At 53.7% G+C, this 18,198-nt stretch carries 19 protein-coding genes, 1 other RNA gene and 1 pseudogene; 17 read left to right on the top strand and 4 right to left on the bottom strand.

Annotated features, from left to right (window positions below):
- The 13 genes from EDF73_RS26715 to EDF73_RS26655 form a co-directional block, all read left to right on the top strand.
- Positions 1–456, top strand: a 456-nt coding sequence (locus tag EDF73_RS26715; RefSeq protein WP_279388016.1) for a transketolase C-terminal domain-containing protein, incomplete at its 5' end; no start/stop codon positions are given.
- A gap of 346 nt (positions 457–802) precedes the next feature.
- Complete coding sequence (gene cmtB, locus EDF73_RS26710) at positions 803–1,246, top strand: PTS mannitol transporter subunit IIA (protein WP_132731955.1); 444 nt, start codon at positions 803–805, stop codon at positions 1,244–1,246.
- Between the two features lie 27 nt (positions 1,247–1,273).
- Positions 1,274–2,656 (top strand): PTS mannitol transporter subunit IICB, encoded by a 1,383-nt coding sequence (locus EDF73_RS26705; protein WP_132731954.1) that lies wholly within the window; start codon positions 1,274–1,276, stop codon positions 2,654–2,656.
- Positions 2,657–2,677: 21 nt separating this feature from the next.
- Entirely contained in the window at positions 2,678–3,955 is a 1,278-nt protein-coding gene (locus EDF73_RS26700; protein WP_132731953.1) for a zinc-binding dehydrogenase, read from the top strand.
- Positions 3,952–4,923, top strand: a complete 972-nt coding sequence (gene glpX, locus EDF73_RS26695) for a class II fructose-bisphosphatase (RefSeq protein WP_132731952.1) — start codon at positions 3,952–3,954, stop codon at positions 4,921–4,923. Before EDF73_RS26700 ends, glpX begins: the two co-directional genes overlap by 4 nt.
- A gap of 15 nt (positions 4,924–4,938) precedes the next feature.
- Positions 4,939–5,448, top strand: a complete 510-nt coding sequence (locus EDF73_RS26690) for an MltR family transcriptional regulator (protein WP_132731951.1) — start codon at positions 4,939–4,941, stop codon at positions 5,446–5,448.
- Entirely contained in the window at positions 5,445–6,164 is a 720-nt protein-coding gene (locus EDF73_RS26685) for a nucleoside/nucleotide kinase family protein (RefSeq protein WP_132731950.1), read from the top strand. The genes EDF73_RS26690 and EDF73_RS26685 overlap by 4 nt, the downstream gene beginning before the upstream one ends.
- A gap of 234 nt (positions 6,165–6,398) precedes the next feature.
- Positions 6,399–7,418 (top strand): erythrose-4-phosphate dehydrogenase, encoded by a 1,020-nt coding sequence (gene epd / locus EDF73_RS26680; RefSeq protein WP_132731949.1) that lies wholly within the window; start codon positions 6,399–6,401, stop codon positions 7,416–7,418.
- 77 nt (positions 7,419–7,495) lie between these two features.
- Positions 7,496–8,659 (top strand): phosphoglycerate kinase, encoded by a 1,164-nt coding sequence (gene pgk, locus EDF73_RS26675; RefSeq protein WP_132731948.1) that lies wholly within the window; start codon positions 7,496–7,498, stop codon positions 8,657–8,659.
- Between the two features lie 195 nt (positions 8,660–8,854).
- Complete coding sequence (gene fbaA / locus EDF73_RS26670) at positions 8,855–9,934, top strand: class II fructose-bisphosphate aldolase (protein ID WP_132731947.1); 1,080 nt, start codon at positions 8,855–8,857, stop codon at positions 9,932–9,934.
- Between the two features lie 186 nt (positions 9,935–10,120).
- Entirely contained in the window at positions 10,121–10,981 is an 861-nt protein-coding gene (locus EDF73_RS26665; protein ID WP_132731946.1) for a small-conductance mechanosensitive channel MscS, read from the top strand.
- A 151-nt stretch (positions 10,982–11,132) separates the two neighbouring features.
- Positions 11,133–11,768, top strand: coding sequence for an arginine exporter ArgO (gene argO / locus EDF73_RS26660; protein ID WP_132731945.1), 636 nt, complete (start codon positions 11,133–11,135; stop codon positions 11,766–11,768).
- A gap of 90 nt (positions 11,769–11,858) precedes the next feature.
- The gene (locus EDF73_RS26655) at positions 11,859–12,620 is read left to right on the top strand and encodes an oxidative stress defense protein (RefSeq protein WP_132731944.1); all 762 of its coding nucleotides are present in this window, start codon (positions 11,859–11,861) and stop codon (positions 12,618–12,620) included.
- A 54-nt stretch (positions 12,621–12,674) separates the two neighbouring features.
- Here EDF73_RS26655 and argP read toward each other — a convergent pair whose 3' ends face one another.
- The gene (gene argP / locus EDF73_RS26650; protein ID WP_132731943.1) at positions 12,675–13,568 is read right to left on the bottom strand and encodes a DNA-binding transcriptional regulator ArgP; all 894 of its coding nucleotides are present in this window, start codon (positions 13,566–13,568) and stop codon (positions 12,675–12,677) included.
- Between the two features lie 167 nt (positions 13,569–13,735).
- Here argP and rpiA point away from each other — a divergent pair, with 167 nt between their 5' ends.
- The 3 genes and pseudogenes from rpiA to EDF73_RS26635 form a co-directional block, all read left to right on the top strand.
- Entirely contained in the window at positions 13,736–14,395 is a 660-nt protein-coding gene (gene rpiA / locus EDF73_RS26645) for a ribose-5-phosphate isomerase RpiA (RefSeq protein WP_132731942.1), read from the top strand.
- A gap of 267 nt (positions 14,396–14,662) precedes the next feature.
- On the top strand, positions 14,663–15,895 hold the full coding sequence (gene serA / locus EDF73_RS26640; RefSeq protein ID WP_132731941.1) for a phosphoglycerate dehydrogenase: 1,233 nt from the start codon (positions 14,663–14,665) through the stop codon (positions 15,893–15,895).
- Between the two features lie 57 nt (positions 15,896–15,952).
- A pseudogene (locus EDF73_RS26635) lies at positions 15,953–16,093 on the top strand (DUF2238 domain-containing protein); the annotation flags it as partial.
- A 61-nt stretch (positions 16,094–16,154) separates the two neighbouring features.
- Here EDF73_RS26635 and EDF73_RS26630 read toward each other — a convergent pair.
- The 3 genes from EDF73_RS26630 to zapA form a co-directional block, all read right to left on the bottom strand.
- A complete protein-coding gene (locus EDF73_RS26630; RefSeq protein WP_132731940.1) occupies positions 16,155–16,754 on the bottom strand; it encodes a 5-formyltetrahydrofolate cyclo-ligase in 600 nt (199 codons plus the stop codon).
- 125 nt (positions 16,755–16,879) lie between these two features.
- A non-coding RNA gene (gene ssrS, locus EDF73_RS26625) (6S RNA) lies at positions 16,880–17,063 on the bottom strand.
- 41 nt (positions 17,064–17,104) lie between these two features.
- A complete protein-coding gene (zapA, locus tag EDF73_RS26620) occupies positions 17,105–17,434 on the bottom strand; it encodes a cell division protein ZapA (protein WP_004867406.1) in 330 nt (109 codons plus the stop codon).
- Between the two features lie 164 nt (positions 17,435–17,598).
- Here zapA and EDF73_RS26615 point away from each other — a divergent pair, with 164 nt between their 5' ends.
- Positions 17,599–18,177 carry a YecA family protein gene (locus EDF73_RS26615; protein WP_132731939.1) on the top strand — a complete coding sequence of 193 codons (579 nt, stop codon included), beginning with the start codon at positions 17,599–17,601 and terminating at the stop codon, positions 18,175–18,177.
- Positions 18,178–18,198 lie beyond the last annotated feature (21 nt).

Genomic DNA, 18,198 nt, shown 5'->3' with positions numbered 1-18,198 from the left:
ACCGCGCTGATCCTCTCCCGTCAGAACCTGGCGCAGCAGGATCGTACGGCAGAGCAGCTGGCGAACATCGCCCGCGGCGGGTACGTGCTGAAAGACTGTGTCGGTTCGCAGCCGGAGCTGATCTTCATCGCCACCGGTTCTGAAGTGGAGCTGGCGGTTGCCGCGTGGGACAAACTGACGGCCGAAGGGGTGAAGGCGCGGGTGGTGTCCATGCCGTCCACCGACGCGTTCGACAAGCAGGACGCGGCGTATCGTGAATCGGTGCTGCCGAAAGCGGTCTCCGCTCGTGTGGCCGTTGAAGCGGGTATCGCCGACTACTGGTTTAAATACGTCGGCCTGAACGGCGCCATCGTTGGCATGACCACCTTCGGTGAGTCTGCGCCGGCGGAGCTGCTGTTCGAAGAGTTTGGCTTCACCGTTGACAACGTGGTGGCGAAAGCGAAAGCGCTGCTGTAATCGCAGCCATGCCCGATGGCGAGCGACGCGTCGGGCAGAAAGAACAAGGCCAGGCGGGTAGAAATACCGCCTGGTTTTTTTATGAGAGCGATCACTTAATATTGGTCTGGCAAGATGCAAAAAGTGATTTACGTCACAAATTAAGATAATGATTTTTTATAGTATTTGCTATTCACGTCACATTTATGTGATTGCATTATTTATTTTTATTAATAACTAATTGTTATGTAATGAGTTTTATATTTAGTATTTGAGCGATTCCCCCATTCCCGCCAGTTTGCTTTCATCCTTTTGCGCGAGTATTTTATTTTTAGAACCTACTGTACCTAAAAATAAGAGAGTACTCATGCGACTAATAAATTATTTCCCTGAAGCATCTATCACGGTAAAAAAAACGGCGCGAGACTGGCAGGATGCGATTGATTTATCCATGGCTCCGCTGCTGAAACAAAATTATGTTAATTCGCAGTATATTGAAGCTATCAAAGAATCCACCCTGAGTAATGGTCCTTATTATATTTTGGCTCCGGGTGTGGCGATGCCTCATGCCAGGCCAGAATATGGCGCATTAAAAACAGGCATGTCTCTCACCTTATTACAGGAAGGTGTCTTTTTTAGTGAGACGAATGAACCGGTAAAACTTTTAATTGGTTTGTCTGCTGCGGATGCGGATTCACATATTGGTGCCATTCAGGCGCTCAGCGAACTGCTATCGGAAGATGACCAGTTATCTGCGCTTTTAGAATGTCATACCGAGAAACAGCTCACGGATATTATCGCTCACGCATAATCATACTTTCCTTCACAGGATAACATCATGGAAAATAAGTCTGCTCGCGCAAAAGTCCAGGCTTTTGGGGGATTTTTGACGGCAATGGTCATCCCCAATATCGGTGCCTTTATTGCCTGGGGTTTAATTACGGCTTTATTTATTCCCACCGGCTGGCTGCCGAATGAGCATTTCGCCAAAATTGTCGGCCCTATGATTACCTATTTGCTGCCGGTCATGATTGGTTCGACCGGTGGTCATTTGATTGGCGGTAAACGCGGTGCGGTGATGGGGGGTATCGGCACCATTGGCGTGATCATCGGTGCCGATATTCCCATGTTCTTGGGATCGATGATCATGGGGCCACTCGGAGGGCTGATCATCAAGCATATCGACAGAGTGCTGGAAAAGCGTATTCCCGCCGGTTTTGAGATGGTGATCAATAACTTCTCGCTGGGTATCGCCGGTATGTTACTGTGCTTGCTGGGCTTTGAAGTGATTGGCCCGGCCGTACTGATTGCCAATAACTTCGTGAAAGAGTGCATTGAAGCACTGGTCCATGCGGGCTATTTGCCGCTGCTCTCGGTCATCAATGAACCGGCAAAAATTCTCTTTCTCAATAACGCCATCGATCAGGGGGTGTACTATCCGCTGGGCATGCAGCAGGCTTCTGTGGACGGGAAATCTATCTTCTTTATGGTGGCGTCAAATCCGGGACCAGGCTTAGGGCTGTTGCTCGCGTTTAGCCTTTTTGGCAAGGGGATGAGTAAACGCTCCGCTCCGGGCGCGATGATTATCCACTTTTTAGGCGGGATTCATGAGCTTTACTTCCCGTATGTGCTGATGAAGCCGCTCACCCTGATCGGGATGATTGCGGGCGGTATGTGCGGGACCTGGACGTTCAATCTGCTCGGCGGCGGGCTGGTGGCTGGGCCGAGTCCGGGGTCTATCTTTGCCTATCTCGCCTTGACGCCGAAGGGATCGTTTTTAGCCACCATTGCCGGTGTAATCGTGGGAACCATCGTGACCTTTGCCGTGACATCGTTAATTTTGAAAATGGAAAAAACGGTCGAAATGGAAAATGAAGATCAGTTTGCTGAGTCTGCCAGGGCCGTAAAAAACATGAAGCAGGAAGGCGCATTTTCCCTACGTCATGTTCAACACATCGCGTTTGTCTGTGATGCCGGAATGGGCTCCAGCGCCATGGGGGCGACGACATTCCGTAAGCGCCTGGAGAAAAGTGGTCTTGCCATCGACGTCAAACATTATGCCATCGAAAATATTCCAAATGATGCCGATATTGTGGTGACACATTCCAGCCTGGAAGGGCGCGTCAAGCGTGTTTCCGAAAAACCGCTGGTGTTGATTAATAATTATATTGGTGACCCGCAGCTCGACATTTTATTTAAAAAACTGATCGCTGAAATCTAACACCTGTTGTAGAGGTTTAATATGAAAACGAAAGTTGCTGCAATATATGGCAAGGGCGATGTTCGTCTGCGTGAATTTGATTTGCCCGCCATTACAGAGGATGAGTTACTGGTGAATGTGATATCCGACAGCGTCTGTTTATCCACCTGGAAAGCGGCATTATTAGGGAGCGAACACAAACGCGTTCCAGATGATTTAGAAAACCATCCGGTGATTACCGGACATGAATGTGCAGGTGTCATTGTTGAAGTGGGTGAAAACCTCAAGGATAAATATAAAAAAGGTCAGCGATTTGTATTACAACCGGCGATGGGATTACCCACAGGCTATTCCGCTGGCTACAGCTATGAATATTTTGGTGGCAATGCCACTTATATGATTATTCCCGAAGTGGCCGTTAATATGGGCTGTGTTTTACCTTATCACGGTTCTTATTTTGCCGCCGCGTCGCTGGCGGAACCGATGTGCTGCATTATCGGCGCGTACAACGCCAATTATCACACCACCCAGTATGTGTATGAACATCGCATGGGAATTAAGCCCAGGGGAAATCTGGCACTGTTGGCCTGCGCCGGGCCGATGGGCATTGGCGCGATTGATTACGCCATCAACGGCGAGATCCAGCCTTCGCGCATCGTAGTGGTGGATATTGATGAAGCCCGCCTGGCACAGGCGAGTAAATTGTTGCCCGTCGAGCTGGCGGCTGCAAAAGGTATTGAGCTTATCTACGTGAATACTGCGAATATGAAAAACCCGACAGCCGAGCTGCGCGCCCTCACGGATGATGCTGGTTTCGACGACGTGTTTGTCTACGCCGCGGTTCCAGCCGTGGTGGAGATGGCGGATGAGCTGCTGGCAGAAGATGGCTGCCTGAACTTTTTCGCTGGACCGACGGATAAAAACTTCAAGGTGCCTTTTAACTTTTACAACGTACACTACAACAGCACTCACGTTGTGGGCACCTCCGGCGGTTCCACGGACGATATGAAAGAGGCGATTGCGCTCAGTGCCTCCGGGAAGCTGCAGCCCTCGTTTATGGTCACCCATATCGGTGGGCTGGATGCGGTCCCCGAAACGGTGCTGAACCTGCCCAACATTCCAGGCGGCAAGAAGCTCATCTATAACGGCGTCACGATGCCCCTCACGGCGATTGCTGATTTTGCCGAAAAAGGGAAAACCGACCCGCTGTTTAAACAGCTCGCGTTGCTGGTCGCGGAGACGCATGGCATCTGGAATGAGCAGGCCGAGAAGTACCTGCTGGCCCACTTCGGCGTGGATACCGGGGAGGCAGTGGCATGATGTCACTTGCATGGCCGATCTTTCGTACCACGGAACAGGCCGCGTTGGCTGCCTGGCCGCAAATTGGGTGTGGCGATAAAAACAAAATCGACGGACTCGCCGTTTCCGCGATGCGCCAGGCGTTGAACCAGATGGCTATTCGTGGACGCATTGTCATCGGTGAAGGCGAAATCGATCGCGCGCCGATGCTGTGGATTGGCGAAGAGGTCGGGCAGGGAATCGGGCCCTACGTGGATATCGCCGTGGATCCGATCGAAGGTACACGCATGGTGGCGATGGGGCAAAGCAACGCGCTGGCCGTCATGGCCTTTGCCCCACAGGGCTGTTTGCTCCACGCTCCCGATATGTACATGAAAAAGCTGGTGGTCAATCGACTGGCGAAGGGGGCGATTAATCTTGTGCTCCCGCTGGCGGACAACTTACGTCACGTTGCACGTGCGCTGGGTAAACCCCTGGATCGACTCCGCATGGTAACGCTGGATAAACCGCGATCGCGTGAGGCGATTACTGAAGCGAAGCAGCTTGGCGTGAAAGTGTTTGCCCTACCGGATGGTGACGTGGCGGCCAGCGTTCTGACATGTTTGCAGGACAATCAGTATGATGTCATGTATACCGTCGGCGGCGCGCCGGAGGGGGTGATCTCTGCTTGCGCCGTTAAGGCATTAGGCGGGGATATGCAGGCACAACTTATTGATTTTTGTCAGGCTAAAGGACAGTCGGTGGAAAACAGTCGGGTGGCGGAGGAGGAACGCACCCGCTGCAAGGCGATGGGAGTTGAGCTCAACCGCGTCTATCTCCTCAGCGATCTGGTGAAAGGGGATGACGTCATCTTCTCGGCCACCGGCGTGACGGGAGGCGATCTTGTGAGTGGTATTCAACAGGTCACGAACGGTGTGCGCACGCAAACTTTACTGATCAGTGGCGCAGATCGAACGTGTAATATAATAGACTCTCTGCATTCATGGTGATTTATCGAGAAACGAATGACGACGCTGACAGAAGATGATGTGCTTGAGCAACTGGACGCTCAGGATAATTTACTTTCGTTTATGACGACGGCAAATGACATTTTGCTGCGAAGTATAAAGCACTTCCTGCCGTCGTTGTTCGTGAATAATGATGAAGAAATCCTGGAATATGCAGTGAAGCCGTTACTCGCTCAAAGCGGGCCACTGGATGATATTGATGTTGCTTTACGTCTGATTTACGCGCTGGGGAAAATGGATAAATGGCTGTATGCCGATATCACCCATTTTTCCCAGTTTTATCAGTATCTCAGAGAGCAGGATGAGATCCCCGATTTTGTGGATGATATTACCTGGGATTTTATCAGCAACGTTAACACCATTACCCGCAACGCAACGTTATTCAATGCGCTCAACGCAATGAAATTTGCCGATTTTGCCGCATGGTCTGAAGTCCGATTTACCGCCATGGTCAAGACGGCATTAACGCTCGCGATAACGACGATAATAAAGGAATTAACACCGTGAAAATCGGCCTGATGGTGAATGGATTACAGATTGATGCGTATTATTCAGACCATGAGATTCAAAACGTTCATCAACCGTTACTGCAACAAATTGCGAAGCGCCATGCTTCCACTCCTCATCTTCGAACCATTATTTTTCTGAGCGCGCCGCCGGGAACGGGAAAATCGACCCTGACAACGTTCTGGGAAACCCTCTCCCGTCAGGATCCGGATTTACCGGAAATCCAGACGCTACCTATGGATGGTTTTCACCACTACAACGCCTGGCTGGATGTGCACAACCTGCGGCCTTATAAAGGGGCTCCCGAGACCTTTGACGTCGATAAGCTGGCGGCAAATTTGCGTCAGATTCGGGATGGGGACGGCGACTGGCCCCAGTACAGTCGACAAAAACATGATCCGGTGGAAGCGGCCATCAGGGTGACGGCGCCGGTGGTCATTGTTGAAGGCAACTGGCTGTTGCTGGATGACGATAAGTGGCGCGAATTGGGTGAGTTCTGTGATTTTTCCCTGTTTATCACAGCACCTGCGCTGGCCCTGCGCGAACGCCTGGTGCAGCGCAAGCGGGCAGGCGGTTTATCTCAGGATGACGCCGAAGCTTTTTATCTGCGCACAGACGGTCCAAACGTTGAACGTGTTCTTTGCCATAGTCGTCCCGCAGATCTGACGTTGCAGATGACGGCAGAGGGCGAATATGTTTTTGCCGGAGTGGAATAATTTCGCCGTAAATGGGTAAAGAAATGTGACGTAAGTCAGATAAATGGTGAATCTATCGGGGTGAACATTCCTTTTATTCCTCGTTTGGCTTATTCTGGCTGAAGCGTTTCAGTCGTTTAAATGTTCGACAATTAATCAATCAGTCGCAGTTTGCGACGGGTAAGGTTTCCCTTAGAGCGTTGCTGGATTACTCTGTCAGCCATCTCAAATCAGGGACAACCTTGCAGGAGACCTATGACCATACGCATCGCGATTAATGGCTTCGGTCGCATAGGGCGCAACGTGGTTCGCGCGTTATATGAATCCGGGCGTCGTGCGGAAATTACCGTGGTGGCAATCAACGAGCTGGCGGATGCGGCGGGCATCGCGCATTTGTTGAAATATGACACCAGCCATGGGCGCTTTGCCTGGGATGTTCGCCAGGAGAGAGAACAGCTGTATGTCGGCGATGATGCGATTCGCCTGCTACACGAGCCTTCGATAGCGGCGCTACCCTGGCAGGAGCTGGCGGTTGATATTGTTCTTGATTGTACCGGCGTTTACGGTAGCCGTGAGCATGGCGAAGCCCATCTTCAGGCTGGGGCAAAGAAAGTGCTCTTTTCCCATCCCGGCAGCAGCGATCTCGACGCAACCGTTGTTTTTGGCGTGAACCATGATGAGTTGCGTACAGAGCACCGTATTGTCTCCAACGCCTCCTGCACCACCAACTGCATTATCCCGGTCATCAAGCTGTTAGATGATGCCTATGGCATTGAGTCAGGAACGGTCACAACTATCCACTCTGCCATGCACGACCAGCAGGTGATCGATGCCTATCATCCGGACCTGCGCCGTACCCGCGCGGCCAGCCAGTCGATCATTCCGGTTGATACCAAACTTGCGGCGGGGATTACGCGAATTTTCCCGCAGTTTAATGACCGTTTTGAAGCGATTGCGGTCCGCGTACCGACGATTAATGTGACGGCGATCGACCTTAGCGTGACGGTCAAAAAACCGGTAAAGGCCAATGAAGTCAACCAGTTGCTGCAAAAAGCAGCACAAGGTGCATTTCATGGTATAGTTGACTATACGGAAATACCGTTAGTCTCGATAGATTTTAACCACGACCCGCACAGCGCCATCGTGGATGGCACCCAAACCCGGGTCAGTGGCGCTCACCTGATCAAGACATTGGTCTGGTGCGATAATGAATGGGGCTTTGCTAACCGGATGCTCGACACGACGTTAGCGATGGCTGCTATTGGTTTCAGGTGAGACATCCCTGCGTAACATCGTTCACGATGGTGCGTATGGCGTCTGCAAAACTTTAAGAATCATTGAGAGGATTCACCATGTCTGTAATTAAGATGACCGATCTGGATCTGGCTGGTAAACGCGTTTTTATCCGTGCTGATCTGAACGTACCAGTTAAAGACGGGAAAGTAACCAGCGACGCGCGTATCCGTGCTTCTCTGCCGACCATTGAGCTGGCTCTGAAACAGGGTGCTAAAGTGATGGTCACTTCTCACCTGGGTCGTCCGACCGAAGGCGAGTACAACGAAGAATTCTCTCTGCTGCCGGTTGTTAATTACCTGAAAGACAAACTGTCTAACCCGGTACGTCTGGTTAAAGATTACCTGGATGGCGTGGACGTTGCCGCTGGTGAACTGGTTGTTCTGGAAAACGTTCGCTTTAACAAAGGCGAGAAGAAAGACGACGAAGCGCTGTCTAAAAAATACGCGGCGCTGTGCGACGTGTTCGTCATGGACGCCTTCGGTACTGCCCACCGTGCGCAGGCATCTACCCACGGTATCGGTAAATTCGCCGACGTCGCTTGCGCCGGTCCGCTGCTGGCGGCAGAACTCGACGCGCTGGGTAAAGCGCTGAAAGAGCCGGCTCGCCCGATGGTCGCCATCGTCGGTGGTTCTAAAGTCTCCACCAAACTGACCGTTCTGGACTCCCTGTCTAAAATCGCTGACCAGCTGATCGTCGGTGGCGGTATCGCCAACACCTTCGTTGCCGCTCAGGGCCACAACGTCGGTAAATCCCTGTACGAAGCTGACCTGGTTGACGAAGCGAAACGTCTGCTGACCACCTGCGATATCCCGGTTCCGACCGATGTTCGCGTGGCCACCGAGTTCTCCGAAACGGCGACCGCCACCCTGAAATCTGTCAACGATATTAAAGATGACGAGCAGATTCTGGATCTGGGCGACGTTTCTGCACAGAAACTGGCTGATATCCTGAAAAACGCCAAAACTATTCTGTGGAATGGTCCGGTTGGCGTATTCGAATTCCCGAACTTCCGTAAAGGTACTGAAATCGTGGCTAACGCCATCGCCGATAGCGAAGGTTTCTCCATCGCCGGCGGCGGCGACACCCTGGCGGCGATTGACCTGTTCGGTATTGCGGACAAAATTTCCTACATCTCCACTGGCGGCGGCGCATTCCTCGAATTCGTGGAAGGCAAAGTCCTGCCAGCAGTAGCAATGCTTGAAGAGCGCGCTAAGAAGTAAGTTTGATCAGGCGGGAAATTCCCGCCTGTTTTTCAAATCACATTCAATTTGTTGCTCTAAATAATTCGTGTTGCCGGAGGTCGGCGACACCGCGAATCCCAGGCACTCAGGTGACCCGGGTAAACGAGGACAGCCAAACTACGGCGGCACGAGTTATGACGAGCTGAAACGGCCGAAGATACAGGACTACGTAACATGTCTAAAATTTTTGATTTCGTAAAACCTGGCGTGATCACTGGTGATGACGTTCAGAAAGTGTTCCAGGTAGCTAAAGAAAACAACTTCGCTCTGCCAGCGGTTAACTGCGTGGGCACTGACTCCATCAACGCCGTTCTGGAAGCCGCTGCAAAAGCGAAAGCTCCGGTTATCGTTCAGTTCTCCAACGGCGGCGCCGCGTTCATCGCAGGCAAAGGCGTGAAAACCGACGTTCCGCAGGGCGCTGCAATCCTGGGGGCTATCTCTGGCGCACATCATGTTCACCAGATGGCTGAACACTACGGCGTGCCGGTTATCCTGCACACCGACCACTGCGCGAAGAAACTGCTGCCGTGGATCGACGGTCTGCTGGACGCGGGTGAAAAACACTACGCTGCCACCGGCAAACCGCTGTTCTCTTCTCACATGATCGACCTGTCTGAAGAGTCTCTGCACGAAAACATCGAAATTTGCTCTAAATATCTCGCGCGCATGGCCAAACTGGACATGACTCTGGAAATCGAACTGGGCTGCACCGGTGGCGAAGAAGACGGCGTGGACAACAGCCACATGGACGCTTCTGCTCTGTACACCCAGCCGGAAGACGTTGATTACGCGTACACTGAACTGAGCAAAATCAGCCCGCGTTTCACCATCGCGGCTTCCTTCGGTAACGTACACGGCGTGTACAAACCGGGTAACGTGGTTCTGACCCCGACTATCCTGCGCGACTCTCAGGAATACGTTTCTAAGAAACACAACCTGCCGCACAACAGCCTGAACTTCGTATTCCACGGTGGTTCCGGTTCTTCTGCTCAGGAAATCAAAGACTCCGTTAGCTACGGCGTGATCAAAATGAACATCGATACCGATACCCAATGGGCAACCTGGGACGGTATCCTGCAGTACTACAAAACTAACGAAGCTTACCTGCAGGGCCAGCTGGGCAACCCGAAAGGCGAAGACCAGCCGAACAAGAAATACTACGATCCGCGCGTATGGCTGCGCGCTGCCCAGACCTCCATGGTGACGCGTCTGGAACAGGCATTCAAAGAACTGAATGCGGTTGACGTTCTGTAAGAAAATTCTGTTTCTTACCCACAAGCCCGCTGATTAGCGGGCTTTTTCATATCGAAGCAATACGATATTCTGCCGAGAAATTGTGATCAACTTGGCAAAACATGCACTTATTGTTTACCCTTAACCTACCTGCCGTTTTGCAGGCCTGGTTTTTATTCCCCTTCGGGTATTCATAAGGAATGTTAAATGGAAGATTTGAATGTTGTCGACAGCATAAATGGTGCGGGAACCTGGCTGGTCCGCAACCAGGCGCTGCTGCTGAGCTATGCCGTCAACATCGTTGCGGCGTTAGCCATTATCATTATCGGGATGATTGTGGCGCGCATCGTCTCAAACACGGTTAACCGCCTGATGCTGGCGCGTAAGATTGACGCCACCGTTGCCGATTTTCTCTCCGCCCTGGTGCGTTATGCCGTTATCGCGTTCACCCTGATTGCCGCATTGGGCCGCGTCGGCGTACAGACGGCCTCGGTGATTGCCGTACTCGGTGCCGCCGGTTTAGCCGTTGGTCTGGCGCTGCAAGGTTCACTGTCTAACCTCGCCGCTGGCGTACTGCTGGTGATGTTCCGCCCGTTCCGCGCCGGTGAATACGTTGATCTCGGCGGCGTTGCCGGTACCGTGCTGAGCGTGCAGATTTTCTCCACCACCATGCGTACCGCTGACGGTAAAATCGTGGTCATCCCGAACGGGAAAATTATCGCCGGCAATATCATTAACTTCTCCCGTGAACCGGTACGTCGCAACGAGTTTATCATCGGCGTCTCCTACGATGCCGACATCGATAAAGTCAAACAGCTGCTGACGAACATCATCGAATCGGAAGAACGTATCCTCAAGGATCGCGAAATGACCGTGCGCCTGAATGAGCTGGGGGCCTCCTCGGTGAACTACGTGGTACGCGTCTGGAGCCAGAGCAGCGATCTGCAAAGCGTTTACTGGGATGTGCTGGAGCGCATTAAGCGCGATTTTGACGCCAACGGCATCAGCTTCCCGTACCCGCAGATGGACGTGCACGTGGTTCGTCCACAGGAAAAAGAAGCGGAGTAATACAGCCGTTTATCGACAAGGCCAGCGCTGCTGGCCTTTATTGTTTTTATGTTATTAGCCAATCTTATTAATGATTAAAATTATCAATTTCCTCTAATGATTTTAGCGCGTTATATTCATCTGCATTAACGACCTCATCGGAAAATCCAACATGTTATCGTATTACTTTCAGGGGCTTGCCCTGGGAGCGGCTATGATTTTGCCGCTTGGTCCGCAAAACGCCTTTGTGATGAATCAGGGCATTCGTCGTCAGTATCATTTAATGATTGCGTTGCTGTGCGCGGTGAGCGACCTGGTGCTTATTTGCGCCGGTATTTTTGGCGGCAGCGCGCTGCTGATGCAGTCGCCGTGGCTGCTGGCTCTGGTGACCTGGGGAGGCGTGGCCTTTCTGCTATGGTACGGCTTTGGCGCGCTGAAAACGGCGTGGAGTAGCAACCTGGAACTGGCCAGCGCGGAGGTAATGAAGCAGGGGCGCTGGAAAATTATCGTCACCATGCTGGCGGTGACCTGGCTTAATCCCCACGTCTATCTCGATACCTTTGTGGTGCTGGGTAGCCTGGGCGGCCAGCTTGCCGTCGAGCCGAAGCGCTGGTTTGCGCTGGGGACCATCAGCGCGTCGTTCCTGTGGTTTTTTGGCCTGGCGCTGCTGGCGGCCTGGCTGGCGCCGCGTTTGCGCACCGCGCGCGCGCAGCGGGTGATTAACGTGCTGGTGGGGCTGGTGATGTGGTTTATCGCGCTGCAGCTGGCAAAGGACGGTCTATTACATCTCCAGACCTTATTGAACTAAGCGTTGTCCGATGGACTTTCGCCGCATACGCGTTAAGCTTGCAGGCATGCGTCCGCGTATGGACGACCAATGTAAGATGGAGAAACGACAGTGAAGTTAAAACTCATGGCCCTGGCGGCAGCAATCGGATTTAGCGCAATGGCAGTGCAGGCAAATGAATTGCCGAATGGCCCACACATTGTGACTTCAGGTACCGCCAGCGTGGCGGCGGTTCCTGATATCGCCACCCTGGCGATTGAAGTTAACGTCGCGGCGAAAGATGCGGCCTCGGCGAAGAAGCAAGCCGATGAGCGCGTGGCGCAGTACCTCTCTTTCCTGGAAAAGAACGGTATTGCCAAAAAAGATATTAATTCAGCCAACCTGCGTACCCAGCCTGATTACGATTATCAGAATGGCAAAAGCATCCTGAAAGGCTACCGCGCGGTGCGCACCGTTGAGGTGACGTTGCGCCAGCTGGACAAGCTGAATGGTCTGCTGGACGGCGCGTTAAAGGCCGGTCTGAACGAAGTACGCTCCGTTTCGTTAGGCGTTGCGCAACCGGATACCTACAAAGACAAAGCGCGTAAAGCGGCAATTGATGACGCCGTGCATCAGGCGCAGGAGCTGGCGTCAGGCTTCCACAGCAAGCTGGGACCGGTCTATAGCGTGCGCTATCATGTCTCCAACTATCAGCCGAGCCCGATGGTGCGGATGATGAAAGCCGCCGATGCCGCCCCGGTTTCCGCACAGGAAACCTACGAGCAGGCGACCATTCAGTTTGACGATCAGGTCGATGTGGTCTTTGAACTGCAGCCGGGTCAGCCCGCATCAGCGCCTGCGGCACCGGCGAAACAGCCCGAAGCGGCGCAGTAAGTCAGCAAATAAACAAGCCACTTCATCTGAAGTGGCTTTTTTTATCGCTCGCGCTTAGTCCTGGCGCAGCACCTTGTGACCGTAGTCGATCAGCGCATCGGTCACCCGGCGCATCATCCGGCTTTCCGGTGCGAAGCGGTGCCAGTAGAGCATCCGCCGCTGAAACAGCCCCGGCGTCAAATCGATAAGCTCACCGCTGTTCAGCTCTTTTTCAATCTGCAGATGCGGGATCATACAGCAGGTGGTCCCCTGACGTGCGAGCTGTACAAAGGCTTCCGAAGAGTTAACGATATGGCAAGGCACGCTGCCCGGCGGCAGGTCGAAGTTCTGCTGTAGAAACGCCTGATGCATATCATCCAGATGATCGAAAGCGACAACCGGCGCTTTGAGCAGCGCTGAGCGGGTGACGCCATTGGGGAAGTAGCGTTGCGCAAACTCTTTCGAGGCGACGAACAGATAGTCCAGCGCCCCGAGCTGATCGACGAGACAGCTTGGCAGCGCCTGCGGCTGGATACTCACCGCGCCGACCACTTCGCCGCGGCGTAGGCGCTCCTGAGTGCGGGTTTCATCTTCCACCTGCAAATTGAGGCGGATAGGGGAGTCGGAAAGTACGCTGGACAGCGCGGGCAGCAGCCAGGTGGCCAGACTGTCGGCGTTAACCGCCAGCGACAGCAGCAGCGGCGTGGAGCCGGTCTGCTCATCGCCCAGCCACTCCTCTTCCAGCAGCTCAACCTGACGCAGCAGGGCCAACAGTTTCTGGCCTTGTTCGGTCGGACGCGGCGGCACGGTACGGACCAGCAGCGGCTGCCCGAACATATTTTCCAGCTGTTTAATACGCTGAGAGACGGCGGACTGTGTAATGCATAGCTTCTGCGCGGCGCGCTCAAACCCACGTTCTCTTATCACCGCGTCCAGCGCCTGTAGTGTTCTGTAGTCCGGTCGTTTCATTATTCTGGCGTACCCCTATCACTTTTCATTACCTCGCACTATGACATAAATTCGTTTTTGATGAAGATGAAAAATGGTCTGCTTAGTTGTGTGACCCCACCGCAGGGACAATTCCCCGCCTGGTGTTCTATAATGCGCCACAGGTATTCACATCTCGGACCATAATCATGACGCAAGATGAACTGAAAAAAGCAGTAGGCTGGGCGGCATTGCAATATGTACAACCGGGCACCATCGTCGGTGTCGGTACCGGCTCCACGGCCGCGCATTTTATCGATGCGCTGGGCACCATGAAAGGGCAGATTGAAGGCGCGGTCTCCAGCTCCGATGCTTCCACCGAAAAACTGAAAGGCCTTGGCATCCCGGTTTTCGATCTCAATAGCGTTGACCGTCTGGGGATTTACGTTGACGGCGCCGATGAGATTAACGGCCATATGCAGATGATTAAAGGCGGCGGCGCGGCGTTAACCCGCGAGAAGATTATCGCCTCGGTGGCGGACAAGTTTATCTGCATCGCCGACGCCTCCAAGCAGGTTGATATTCTTGGTACGTTCCCGCTGCCGGTGGAAGTGATTCCGATGGCGCGCAGCGCCGTGGCGCGTCAGCTGGTGAAGCTGGGCGGCCGTCCGGAGTATCGTCAGGGCGTGGTGACCGACAACGGCAACGTGATTCTTGACGTCTTCGGCCTGGAAATTCTGGATGCCATCGCGCTGGAAAATACCATCAACGGTATTCCTGGCGTTGTCACCGTCGGGCTGTTTGCCAACCGCGGGGCTGATGTGGCACTCATCGGTACCGCCGATGGTGTAAAAACCATCGTAAAATAATCTGGATCGAGGGAGCGAGCGGCTCCCTCGCAAATATTTTTTCTCCTGGCTGAATTTAGTGACTTCTGTCACATTTATGCAACCAGTATTAGTAACAATCTACCTTTTTCCCGCTTTCTGGTGTTTTGTCCTGCCATTTCCCTCTGAGTGATATTTCTTCAGGTCGCCGACGCAAACGTTCATATTGCCGCGATAGTTTTTTTTGATATGTTGCTGGAAGAACTTTCGTTCCGCACGACATCAGATAAGACAAAACAGGACGGGGAAATGGCTAAGGTATCACTGGAAAAAGACAAGATTAAGTTTCTGCTGGTTGAAGGTGTGCATCAGAAAGCGCTGGAGAACCTCCGCGCGGCAGGCTACACCAACATTGAATTTCACAAAGGCGCGCTGGACAGCGAGGAGCTGAAAGCGTCGATCCGTGATGCCCATTTCATTGGCCTGCGTTCCCGTACTCATCTGACTGAAGAGATCTTCGCCGCGGCGGAAAAACTGGTGGCGGTTGGCTGTTTCTGTATCGGCACCAACCAGGTGGACTTAAACGCGGCGGCGAAACGCGGGATCCCGGTGTTCAACGCCCCGTTCTCGAATACCCGCTCCGTGGCGGAGCTGGTGATTGGCGAGCTGCTGCTGATGCTGCGCGGCGTGCCGGAAGCCAATGCCAAAGCGCACCGCGGCGTGTGGAACAAACTGGCGGTCGGGAGTTTCGAGGCGCGTGGTAAAAAGCTGGGGATTATCGGCTACGGGCACATCGGCACGCAGCTGGGTATTCTGGCGGAATCGCTGGGTATGCACGTTTATTTCTATGATATCGAAAGCAAACTGCCGCTGGGCAACGCCACTCAGGTTCAACACCTCTCCGACCTGCTGAACATGAGCGACGTGGTGAGCCTGCATGTGCCGGAAAATGCCTCCACCAAAAATATGATGGGTGCAGAAGAGCTGGCGCTGATGAAACCCGGCGCGCTGCTGATCAACGCCTCTCGCGGTACGGTGGTGGATATCCCGGCGCTGTGCGATGCCCTGGCGCGTAAGCATCTGGCGGGCGCGGCGATTGATGTGTTCCCGACCGAACCGGCCACCAACAGCGACCCGTTCACCTCGCCGCTGTGCGAGTTCGACAACGTAATCCTGACGCCGCACATCGGTGGCTCTACCCAGGAAGCGCAGGAGAATATCGGTCTGGAAGTGGCGGGCAAGCTGGCAAAGTATTCCGACAACGGTTCGACGCTCTCGGCGGTTAACTTCCCGGAAGTTTCTCTGCCGCTGCACGGCGGGCGCCGTTTGCTGCACATCCATGAAAACCGTCCGGGCGTGCTGACCGCAATCAACCAGATTTTTGCCACTCAGGGCATCAACATCGCGGCGCAGTATCTGCAAACCACGCCGCAGATGGGCTATGTGGTTATCGATATTGAGGCGGAAGAGGATGTGGCGCAACAGGCGCTGCAGGCGATGAAAGCCATTCCTGGCACCATCCGCGCGCGTCTGCTGTTCTGATTCGTCGAAAGGATCCCTGCGGGGATCCCTTTAACTGATGAATCAATCTCTGCTTAATTTCACGCCATTACTCTGATAGTGGGCGGGAGGTATACCTCTGCCAACGTGGCGATAGGCTTTGATGTGCAGGTGTGGCTGAATGTAAGCCGTAATCCGTACCACAACCCTGGCCACTTTTTCCAGCAGCTGGCGCCGGCACCGATCTTCCTGTTAAGCGGTTGGCATCACAGAGCACTAAAGACGTCGGGCGGCAAATAAGCTACGCCCACTGCCACAGTTTTGCGGGCGTTATCACCGCGGGCAGCGGGATATCCCACTGCTCCGCGGGCAGTGCCTCGACCTGCTGGCAGTCATGGGCATAGCCGACAGGCTGCAGGCGATAGCGCTGCCAGTTTTGCAATGTCCGGTCGTAAAATCCGCCGCCCATCCCCAGACGCTGCCCGGAGGCATCAAAAGCGACCAGCGGGACGATCAGTACGTCCAGTTGGCTCAGCGGCAAGACGTCGCGTACATCAAGCTTCGGCTCGTGAATTCGCAACCGGTTCAGCACCAGCTCGCTATGTGGATGGTAGTGCAAAAACAGCAGGTTTCCCGGACTAAAAGGGTGGAGCACGGGGAGATAGACCCGTTTGCCGGCTCGCCACAGCTGGTCGATCAGCGGCTGGGTATCGAGTTCGCCATCAAAGGATAGAAACAGCGCGACGGTGCGTGCCATCACCATCGGCGGGTAGGCCATCATTCGATCCGCGCCCTGTTGGGCGAACTGCCGCTGCTGTTCTGGCGTCAGCGCGCGTCGACGCTGGCGAATCTGCTGACGAATCTGTTGCCGGTTGGCCTGAGTATCAAAAATTTGGGTCATGATCGATCGCCTGCTTTGGCATTATCACGGCATGGCGTGAGCCTGGTATGCATGTAGGCGTAGTGTAATACACAAGGAGTGAAATGCTGAAGATGAAGCCGTGAGGGATGAAACGAAAAAGAAAGGGAATCTCCGAGATGCCGCCGCAGGCTGTAACCCTTGAACCCTTGGTTCAAGGTGAATGCGTCGTCACAGTTTTAAGGCTTCTCGGACGGACCGAGCATGCTCACCAACCGTGGAGCGCCACATTCTTGTGGTATGAAATATCGGCTCAGGGGACTGGCCCGCTTGCAAACATCTCAGAGAAATTTTGTTCTTGCGATTACTCTAACACAGTTAACGGCAAAGTGTTATTCAAACTTCGGCCCGGTTCTTTCGCTTATGCGACCTTGCTCAAGCAACGCTTGTTCGATGGTCTGCTGAAGCATCCGAATACGCTGCTCCATGCTGGAAGCGTAATCGCGGGTTTTCGCTTTTTCCTGAGTCAACTCATAGCTGATGTTCAACGCGGCGATGAAGACCAGCTGCTCAGTATTTGTGACTCTAGTGCGTTCTTTTAAATCTTGCAACCGCTGATTCAGGTCATCAGCTGCCTGATTCAAGGCATCCCTTTGTTCAGGCGGGCAATTCACGCGAAGTGAACGGCCAAAAATTTGGAGATCGACGGGTTGTGCAGACATGCCACCTTCCTGCTGATTGACTGCGCGGCCTTCACGCCCGGAGGGGGCTGCGAAGGGGCGACACTATAGCTACCCTGATGCGAAGGTACAAGCCCTATTCTGGTTCACCAGGGTCCAAAGTGGTAGCATATCATGAATATTCCTCCCAACGATGACGAATGCGCATGTCTATACAGAACGAAATGCCTGGTTACAACGCTGTAGACCAGTTACTGAACCAACAGGGCGTGGGCTTAACCCCTGCCGAAATGCACGGTTTGATCAGTGGGATCCTGTGCGGCGGCAATAAAGACAGCAGCTGGCAGCCGCTGGTGCACGACCTGACCAACGAAGGCCTGGCATTCGGTCATGAGCTGGCCGAGTCTCTGCGTACCATGCATTCCGTGACCAGCGACTCGCTGGAAGATGACGGTTTCTTATTCCAGCTATACCTGCCGGAAGGCGACGCGGTAAGCGTATTTGAACGCGCCGACGCGCTGGCCGGTTGGGTTAACCACTTCCTGCTCGGCCTGGGCGTCACTCAGCCGAAGCTGGATAAAATCAAAGACGAGACCGGCGAAGCCATCGACGACCTGCGTAATATTGCGCAACTGGGTTACGACGAAGACGAAGATCAGGAAGAGCTGGAGATGTCGTTGGAGGAGATCATCGAGTACGTGCGCGTTGCCGCGCTGCTGTGCCACGAGACCTTCTCCCGCCAGCAGCCAACCGCGCCGGAAGTTCGCAAGCCAACATTACACTAACGATAATTTGTTGAGGGGGCG

This window comes from Klebsiella sp. BIGb0138, from assembly GCF_004342285.1.
Lineage (GTDB): Bacteria > Pseudomonadota > Gammaproteobacteria > Enterobacterales > Enterobacteriaceae > Klebsiella.
The sequence above is the reverse complement of the archived record's forward strand: the minus strand, read 5'-3'. Positions and strand labels throughout refer to the sequence as shown.